The following is an 8272-nucleotide window of genomic DNA, read 5'->3' on the forward strand; positions in this document are numbered from 1 at the left end:
AGATTTTCAATCTCGACAGTTTCGGGCAAATGTTTGTTCGATATTGCTGCCCTTGCCTCAGGCGCGGGCTTTCGGTGCCCGGATCTGCTGATACTGGCCACTCAGGCGGAAGGAGTCGTCATGATCGTCGGCCGCGTCGCAGCCTCAGTCGTGCAACGTCAGGTCCGCCATGTCACCCCGGTGCCCGCACGTTCGGCAAGTGGCCTGGTCGAGCGGGTGTACGAACAGGTCGCGGAGGAGATGCGCCTGGTGATCCCGCCGGCACTCATGCACTCGCCGTCTCCCCAGGTGCTTGCCGCGTACTGGATGCTCATGCGCGAACCGCTGCTGGTCAGCGGCACCCTCGACCGTGGCTCGAAGGAGGCCGCGGCGGCGGCCGTCGCGGTCGCCACGATCTGCCCGTATTGCGTGGACATGCACTCGGGCAGCATGTACGACCTGGCCGGCGAGCACGACGCGGACAAGATCTCCGCCGACCGGTTCGGCGAACTGCGCGATCCCCGGTTGCGCGAGATCAGTCAGTGGGCGCGCGGCGCGCAGGAGGCGCCAGGCGGTCTCCCGCTGCCGGCCTGGCTCACCGCGCAGCAGCAGGCAGAGCTGATCGGCACGGTCACCGCCATGCACTACCTGACCCGGATGGTGAACGTCTTTCTCGCAAGCTTCCTGCTCCCGCCGGGCCTCACCGGGCGGGCGCGGCAGCGGATGAAGCAGGGCCTGGGCCGGCTGCTGCGCGAGACGCTACGCGCACACCGCGAGCCCGGCCGCTCGCTCGAACTGCTGCCGGACGCGCCCGCGCCGGCCGACGCAGCATGGGCGGCGGGTAGCCCGTACATCGCCGGTGCGATGGCCCGGGCCGCCGCGGTCTTCGACGCGGCCGGTGAGCGGTGGTTGACCCCCACAGTCCGTGCCGTGGTGTCCGGGCACCTCGACGGCTGGCGCGGCGCGGACACCGGAATCTCCACGGCCTGGTGCGAAGAACTGCTCGCCGGGCTCGGTCCGGCCGACCGGCCGGCCGGCCGGTTCGCGCTGCTGACCGCGGTGTCGTCACACCAGATGGGCGACGAGACGGTCGCCGAGTTCCGGCGTCACGCGCCCAGCGACGAGGCCCTTGTGGAGGTTGCCGGCTGGGCGGCTTTCGAGGCCGCCCGCCGCCTGGGAGCCCGGCAGCAGGCCGCTGCCCACCAGGCACACCAGGAGACGCGCAGGCCCGGTGCCGCGTAACACGATGAAGTCTAACCCGCACATCGCGTGATGAGGTCATCCCGATGTCGACTGTCCTAGGTCCACTGCGCAGGCTGGTCCTGATTCCGCCGTTCGGCGACGTGAGCTTCGCCGGCTGCGGATTTCCCGTCACCCCCACCGACGCCCCCGCACTCTCGAGGCCATCCCGCACGCCGTCTGCGGCTTCGAATGGGGTATCCACCTCAAGGACCGATGGGGGCTGGAGCGCCGGCTCGACATGGTCGACGCCGAACTGCGCGGCTTCGCGCACGAGGGCGCCACGATGGCGCTCGCCGTACGCGACGCGATGGCCGCCGGTCGCGGCACCCGCACCCGGGAGCTACTGCGCGGACCAGGTCTGCCGCACACCTTCCTCACCTACATCGGCATCGGTCGCGATGGCCCGGCTGCCCCGCCCGTTGTAGCGTGGCGTCCTGCCCGACCCGACCGGCACGCCGTACTTCCCGACCATGAGCTGGCTGGCCATCGACGGCTACGGCTTCGACCGCGCCTACTTCGAGACCGCGCGGGTGGTCGCTGCCAGCAGCGCCCGGCGCCGTATCCGTGGCAGGGCCGGGCCGACTACTTCCCGCGCGCGGTCGACCAGGGTATCAGTCGGGTGCTCTGGTTCATCCACGGCGGCATCGCGCACCACGTCGACGCCGCGGTGCGGGCCTTCGCCGTCGAGCGGCACGCCGACCTGCGGAGCGGCGTGGGCCTGGCGGCCACGTTCGCCGGCGGCTGCGACTCGACCAGCCTGGCGGCGCTGCGCCGCGCGGCCGGCGAGCACTGGCAGCACCTGGCGCAGGGTGCCGTGTTCGCCGCCAAGGCCCGCGACTTCTCCGGCTTCGTACCCGGGCACTCGGCGGCGACATTGCACGCACTGACCGGCCTCACCGCGCCGGGCGCGGCAACGCTCGCCGACGACATCAGCCTGAGCCGGCCCGATCCGGCCGGTCTGCCCGACTACGAGTCACGGCGCCAGCAGATCCGCGACCACCTCGGTGCGCTCGTCCCTTCCCACCCCCAGCGGAGGTCGTTGCCGGGGCACCCTGCGCGCACAACTTCCTGCATGCGCACGTTCCAGCGCCCATGGTGCTGCCGGGTGGTTACGCGGAGTTGGCGGCAGCAAAGTAGGCGGCGGCCAGGCGCTTGCGGACGCTCGGTGATCGCACTCGGGATGCGGAGCCGCCGAGGTGTTGATGGCGAAGCTCGTCCATGAACTCCTGCCAGAGCGCGGGGCCGCCCTGAGTGAACAACTCGGCGGGAGCGCGTAGCGCGGAACGCGTGGGTCGATGGCGAAGCCCCCAGGTGCCGAGCTGCGCGAGGACGGGGACGACTTGGATCGCGGGTTCGGTCAGGCTGTAGCGTGCCCGCTGGCCGGGGCGGGCGTCCTCCCGGGTGAGCAGCCCCGCCTCAACAAGTCGCTTGAGTCGATCGGCGAGCGTGTTGGAGGCGATTCCCTCGAGCGAGTTGGCCTGCAACTGCCGGAAGTAGCGGCGGTCTCCGAAGGCGATGTCCCGCAGGACGAGGAGGCTCCAGCGATCGCCGAACACCTCGACGGCAACGTTGATCGGGCACTCCGACCGAGGCTCACGTGCATCGCCCATAGTGTCCGCACACTACCATCGCCCGGTGCCAGCGGCGCAACCAGCACTTGCGAGCCACAAGCACAGCGGGCCGCCGTCGATCCGAGTCGGACTCGAGACCCGCCGCTACAGAGCTTGAAAGGTAGATGTTCGTCGCCTTGTCGGCGTGATCCGGATCGATCGGTTGGGCAGGTCGAGGTGATGAGGTATCGCAACTAGATAGGTGCCGAATCTCGGTGATGCTGTCTGCTGTGGAGGCCGGTAGGTTGGCCAGCGAAGTCCGCCGATCCGCCGCCGTCGTAGGACGAGTTGTTGGCGTTGAATGCCGGGCTGGCCGTGCGGCTGGAGCAGGCGCTCACGCGGATCGCTGAGCTTGAGGACCGGTTGAAGCAGTCGTCTGGCAACTCGTCGAGACCGCCGTCGAGTGACGGGCTGGCCAAGCCGGCGCCGAAGTCGCTGCGGGGTCGTTCGGGTCGCCGGCCGGGGCGAGGGCACCACCCTGTCCCAGGTAGCCGATCCGGACGTGGTCGTGCGGCACGAGCCGGCGGTGTGCGCCGGCTGCGCGTGACGGGCTGACCGGCGCTGACGTGGTGGGCGTGGCCCGCCGTCAGGTGTTCGACGTCCCGAACCGAAACTGGTGGTGACCGAGCATCAGATCGTGACGCTGGTCTGTGGGTGTGGGCGCCACATCGCTGGCGTGGCGCCGGCCGGGGCCACCGCGCCGGCGGCGTACGGGCCGCGTCTGGCCGCGACCGGGGTATACCTGCCGCACGGGCAGTTCCTGTCGGTGTCGAGGACCGCGGACGCGGTGCGGGACCTGTTCGGCGTCCCGGTCGCCGCGGCGACCGGTGGCCTGCTGGGTCAAGCGCGGCGCACTCGGGATCATCGAGCACGCTCTGCCCGTGATCCGGGACGGGTCGCCGCCGCCCCAGTGGTCTGCTTCGACGAGACCGGCATGCGCGCCGACGGTCGCCTCGCCTGGCTGCACTCCGCCTCCACGCACACCGACGTGCTGTTGAAGGTCGACCGCAGACGCGGTGCCGACGGAATGAACGCGGCCGGGGTGCTGCCCGCCTTCGCCGGCGTCGCCGTGCACACGACGCGTGGGCTCCGGCACCTACACCGACGCGGTCCACACCCTGCGCAACGCCCACGAGCTACGCGAACTGGTCTACGTGGTCGACACCGCCACCGGGCAGGTCGCCGACCTCGCCGCTCAGGCCATCGACGCCCGGTTCGTGCGAATACGGGACCGACGCGCCGACTACCTGCGGTTCATCACCGACCCGGCCGTGCCGTTCGACAACCGCCTGACCCACCTGGCGCGCCTGCAGCTTCCAGGGTCCCACGGACCCATCCAGTTACTGAGGTATCCAGCTGCTGGAGGACTGAACGCAGCGGCCAGGGCGCGGCGGCAAGCGGTCCGGGAACGGGCCGTGGCCACGTTCGTTGAGGACCGGCCGACCGCAGAGATCGCATCTGAGCTGCGGGTTTCGGGGAAGTCGGTGCGTGGGCGGCGACGGCGGTGGATCGTAGGCGGAGTCGAGGCGCTGGCCTCGGCCGGGCCTGGTGGAGCCGACTGCAAACTCACCGCGGAGCAGCGGCGACAGCTTGTCGGTTCCTGGACGAGGGGCCGGTCGTGCACGGTTGGGACGAGGCCCGCTGGACCCTGGCCCGGTCAGCCGCAGGCCGTCACCCTTGACCTGGGCCAGCAACGCGTCCAGTGCCTGCTTGTCGATCAGATCCGCCACCGCCCGGCGGGCCGCCTCACGCGCCGCCGCCTCGTCCGGCACCGCCGCCGCCAAAGGCAGCCCGCGGCCCGTCAGCGGCGATCCGCCGCGTCAACGCCGCGACCTCCGCGTCGACATCGACGCCGGGGTCGTACCGCTCTACCGTTGAGAGTGTCATCGAAACTGGTCCTCACTGTGTCGACCGGCACCCACCGGCCATAACGGGCTTCTACTGACATCCGTTACACAGATCTCCCTACAGGCCCGTCGGAGAGGCGTAGCTGGCCAGGAACCGGCGAACGGTATGTGGCTCGTCGTTGGCGATGAACCCGGTCATGCGCCACCGGCCCACGGCGGCGTGACCCGTAGGAATTTGCCGTCCAGCTCGGCGAGCGACTCGGCCACACACCCCGCAAGTCCCAGCTCAAGCAACCTCCGGTCAACACGCAACCGCCCTGATGCAGGGGACACAGCTCGGGCGGGCGGACGTGAGATGCGGTTGAGCCTCAGCCCGGCGCTGATCGCGCGCGGCGAGGTGATCGGGTCGACAGTCGATGTCGCCATGACCAATCGCGACCCGAAGGTGCATCAGCACGCGATCGCCGCCGGAAAGGCTGCTACACGACCCGGATGCCGACTTCGAACTCGCGATCGAGCAGGCAAAACTGGCTTCAGCGGTCAGCCGAACCGTAGCTCGGCGTGGTGCTCCAAGGCCATCCTACGCGTTGATATCAGCGCGACCTCGAGCAGGACGCTGCGCGCGACCGCAGCCGCGCGATCGGGGCCCTCTAGCGAAAGCAGGTCGAGTTCCCGTACGATCAGACGCTCGGCTGCTTCGGCATAAGCGGTGAAAAATCCTATATCGCAGTCACAGCCCAGCCGGCGCAGCGCCACCAGTACCTGCGCCAGATGAGCGCTGACGGGCGCGTCCGGGTCGACTCGCCAGCCGCGCTCCTCGATCAGTTGTTCAACATCGTCGCGCGCGCTGAGCAACGCTTCGGCGTTGTCCGGCCGGGAATCTTCTTGCGGGAGCTGTGTTCGGTTGACGATCTCGAAGAGTTCGGGCAAAGGGAACTCTTCGTTCTCGATCGCGGTGAGCAGCGTCCGGACCGAGGTGAGATCGAGCTGGCTGATGGTGGTGAACGCACGGATCAGCCGTAGCCGGCGAAGGTGCATCTCGCCGTAAATGGCCTGGTTTCGGCCGGTCGGCTCACCGGGCGGGAGCAGGCGTTCTCGGAGGTAGAACTTGATCGTGGGTACCGGCACACCAGCCTGTCTGCTCAGATCCGATATACGCATACAAAAACCCCCGTATCCCCATGCCGACGGTCGCCCGCCCGTGCCGGTGCTCGTTGCACGACGTCGGCGATCTGTTCAAGACCGAGTTCGCCCCGCCTAGTTGGGGGCGATTGTACGTTGGCGAACCGCGCTCAGATCATGGTGTCAGATCCGGACAAACGCGGATATTTGACTGGTCGATCAGAATCAGGTCGGCTCGCGACACCGAGTCCGGATGCCCGGCTGCCGCGCAGCGCCGGCACGTTGCGGCAAAATGCCACCCGCCGGCCCGATTCGGGCCGGGATGTTCGGCTTTCGGCGCTTCCTGAATACTGGTAGCACCAAATGGCACCTGTACGAAACGGAAGATCCAGGCGGGACTATTTATCGGACGGCACGTCCTCGTAGCGCCGCATGCCCGCTCGCAAGCGCTCTCAATTTGCTAGCACATTGGAGCTGACAATTGCAGATAGCGGTGAGCGCCAGTATCTACCTCTACTCCATGCGTGCGCTGCGCGCGCGGGTCATCGGCGGAAAGTATTGATCTCCCCCGAGGGGTCGGCTAGCGTTGAGTCGGAGATCAAAGTGGTCCACGAAAGTCGATGAGGCTCATGTCCGAAGACGATTCTAGCGGCTGGTTTGCAACTTATCAGCGAGGCGGAAGCCATACGCCGTTCTAATTGCTCTTCTTATTCATGGGCCATCAATGACCATCGAGGGATGTGAATCATGGAGGACGTTTCCGTACGAGCTGTGCTGCGGGCAGTCGAAGTGATGCATGAGCGGCTGGGCGAGCAGTTAACCATCGACGACCTGGCCGGCGCAGCGATGTTCAGCAAGTTCCACTTCACACGGATCTTCCAGCGACTGACCGGCGTCCCACCCGGTCGCTTCCTCTCGGCATTGCGGCTACAAAGGGCTAAGAATCTGCTAGTTTCCACGTCGATGAACGTTGCGGACATCAGCGTGCAGGTCGGCTATAGCAGCGTCGGTACGTTCAGTTCACGTTTCAGCCGCAGCGTTGGCATGTCGCCGACAGCGTATCGACGCCGCGCCGGTTTCCACGCCGCTACTCCGACCGCTGTCGACGGCACGGACCGCCGTTCCAATGCCCGGATCTCCTGCCGACTACGCCTGCTCGAGCCAGATAATGTGGTGATATTTGTTGGCATGTTCGCCCACCGAATTCCGGAAGGCCGACCGGTGCGCTGCGCGGTACTGAGTGAGCCCGGCCAGGTCGTCTTCAACCAGGTGCCGTTCGGTACTTGGCACCTGCTCGCCCAGTCTGTCTCACTGGACGGGGCCTACGCCGGCACCGGGGCGGGCCTCGCCGACCGGCCGGTGTCGGTCGCCGCCTATGGTCCGTTCACAGTCCAGGCCGACTCGACGATCGCCACAAACCTGGAGTTGCGGCCATCTCAGGACCTGGCTCCCCCGGTGCTCCTTGCCCTGCTCGACGTGCGCAAGTACGCAATGGAGTGGATCAGCGAGGCGCCAGGCGTCACGAGGCTCGGATACGAGCGCAGCGCCGCCGCCTGACGCGCTAGCCGGGGCCTTGGTCCTCGGTCGGAGGCGATCACGGCGGTGGCACATTGAACAGGCTCGGCAGCCGGTTGGTGAGCGCGAGGTCACCGCGAGCCTTCAACCGGCCGCGCAGAAAGAGCATACGGGCATTGGCGTTTCCCGTGGCCATCTTGAGGAAGTTGACCCCGTCGAGACGTACGGTCAGGGTCGGCTGCCGCTGCACCACGGCGCTGACGCTGCACTGGCCATCGGCAATCTGCATCTCGTAGACGTCCTCACCACCGTCGGTCCGGCCTGAGATCCTCCAGTGGACGATCGCCTGCAAGGATCCTGCCCGATCGGCCCGGAACACGTCGGGCATGGTACGAAAGATTCCGTCCACCACTACCGGGCGCCGGTCTCCTCGCATGAGTTGCTCCAGCTCGGCGTCTGACGCGCCTTTCACCTCGCTCGCGAACTTGGCCGGCTCGTCAGCCGGATCTAGGTCAGTCTGCACTCGAACTCCATCCCTCGGTCCGCGACAATCACGCCGCACGGCTGCCACCCCATACTCGAAGATCGGCTCATGGCCCTCAACTCGCAGATTGCTTGCCACACGGTATCCGGGCGCACCAGCAACCCAGATGGGGAGGTCGTGTGGGGTGTGGGACTGTAAAAACAACGGTGTAACTCCGATCAAGGGAGTAGCACCTGATGACGATCACGACCGACGCGGTGGACACTGCCGCTGTGCCCGGTGATGAGAAGGCCAAGCGGCCACGTACGAAGGCGACGCCAGGGGGTGTCGACCCTGCTTTGGTGTCACAGTTGGTGACACAGGTCCGTGAGCAGGGGCTGCAGCTGTCCGGCGAGGGTGGGCTGCTGCAGCACAGGGTCATTGCGTAGTGGGGTAACTGCTGGTCACGGTCGTGATGAGGTCGTGGGGGCGGC

8 protein-coding genes and 2 pseudogenes are annotated in these 8272 nt (G+C 67.5%); 6 read left to right on the forward strand and 4 right to left on the reverse strand.

Going from position 1 to position 8272, the window contains the following annotated elements; genetic code table 11:
* Positions 1-120 precede the first annotated feature (120 nt).
* Together ACFHW1_RS18635 and ACFHW1_RS18640 are read left to right on the forward strand one after the other, a co-directional pair.
* Positions 121-1221, forward strand: coding sequence for a carboxymuconolactone decarboxylase family protein (locus tag ACFHW1_RS18635; RefSeq protein ID WP_416615842.1), 1101 nt, complete (start codon positions 121-123; stop codon positions 1219-1221).
* Between the two features lie 44 nt (positions 1222-1265).
* Positions 1266-2215 (forward strand): annotated as a pseudogene (locus tag ACFHW1_RS18640) (DUF1702 family protein); the annotation flags it as partial.
* A gap of 115 nt (positions 2216-2330) precedes the next feature.
* Here the strand turns inward: ACFHW1_RS18640 and ACFHW1_RS18645 are convergent.
* Positions 2331-2831, reverse strand: a complete 501-nt coding sequence (locus ACFHW1_RS18645) for a winged helix-turn-helix transcriptional regulator (protein WP_416556674.1) — start codon at positions 2829-2831, stop codon at positions 2331-2333.
* Positions 2832-3128: 297 nt separating this feature from the next.
* Between ACFHW1_RS18645 and ACFHW1_RS18650 the strand changes: the two genes are divergently transcribed.
* A complete protein-coding gene (locus tag ACFHW1_RS18650) occupies positions 3129-3386 on the forward strand; it encodes a DUF6444 domain-containing protein (RefSeq protein ID WP_416615849.1) in 258 nt (85 codons plus the stop codon).
* A 581-nt stretch (positions 3387-3967) separates the two neighbouring features.
* Here the strand turns inward: ACFHW1_RS18650 and ACFHW1_RS18655 are convergent.
* Positions 3968-4159, reverse strand: a complete 192-nt coding sequence (locus tag ACFHW1_RS18655) for a hypothetical protein (RefSeq protein WP_416615844.1) — start codon at positions 4157-4159, stop codon at positions 3968-3970.
* A gap of 382 nt (positions 4160-4541) precedes the next feature.
* On the opposite strand from ACFHW1_RS18655, the gene ACFHW1_RS18660 reads away from it, so the two are divergent.
* Complete coding sequence (locus ACFHW1_RS18660; RefSeq protein ID WP_416556676.1) at positions 4542-4709, forward strand: hypothetical protein; 168 nt, start codon at positions 4542-4544, stop codon at positions 4707-4709.
* A gap of 509 nt (positions 4710-5218) precedes the next feature.
* Here the strand turns inward: ACFHW1_RS18660 and ACFHW1_RS18665 are convergent.
* Complete coding sequence (locus ACFHW1_RS18665; protein ID WP_416615846.1) at positions 5219-5839, reverse strand: MerR family transcriptional regulator; 621 nt, start codon at positions 5837-5839, stop codon at positions 5219-5221.
* Positions 5840-6547: 708 nt separating this feature from the next.
* On the opposite strand from ACFHW1_RS18665, the gene ACFHW1_RS18670 reads away from it, so the two are divergent.
* Entirely contained in the window at positions 6548-7357 is an 810-nt protein-coding gene (locus ACFHW1_RS18670) for a helix-turn-helix domain-containing protein (protein ID WP_416615848.1), read from the forward strand.
* Positions 7358-7394: 37 nt separating this feature from the next.
* Here the strand turns inward: ACFHW1_RS18670 and ACFHW1_RS18675 are convergent, their stop codons facing one another.
* Positions 7395-7751: an SCP2 sterol-binding domain-containing protein gene (locus tag ACFHW1_RS18675; protein ID WP_416615851.1), complete on the reverse strand. Its 357-nt coding sequence runs from the start codon at positions 7749-7751 to the stop codon at positions 7395-7397.
* A 284-nt stretch (positions 7752-8035) separates the two neighbouring features.
* On the opposite strand from ACFHW1_RS18675, the pseudogene ACFHW1_RS18680 reads away from it, so the two are divergent.
* Positions 8036-8209: pseudogene (locus ACFHW1_RS18680) on the forward strand (IS256 family transposase); the annotation flags it as partial.
* Positions 8210-8272 lie beyond the last annotated feature (63 nt).

It is taken from the genome of Micromonospora sp. LOL_014 (assembly GCF_048060245.1).
GTDB lineage: Bacteria > Actinomycetota > Actinomycetes > Mycobacteriales > Micromonosporaceae > Micromonospora_E.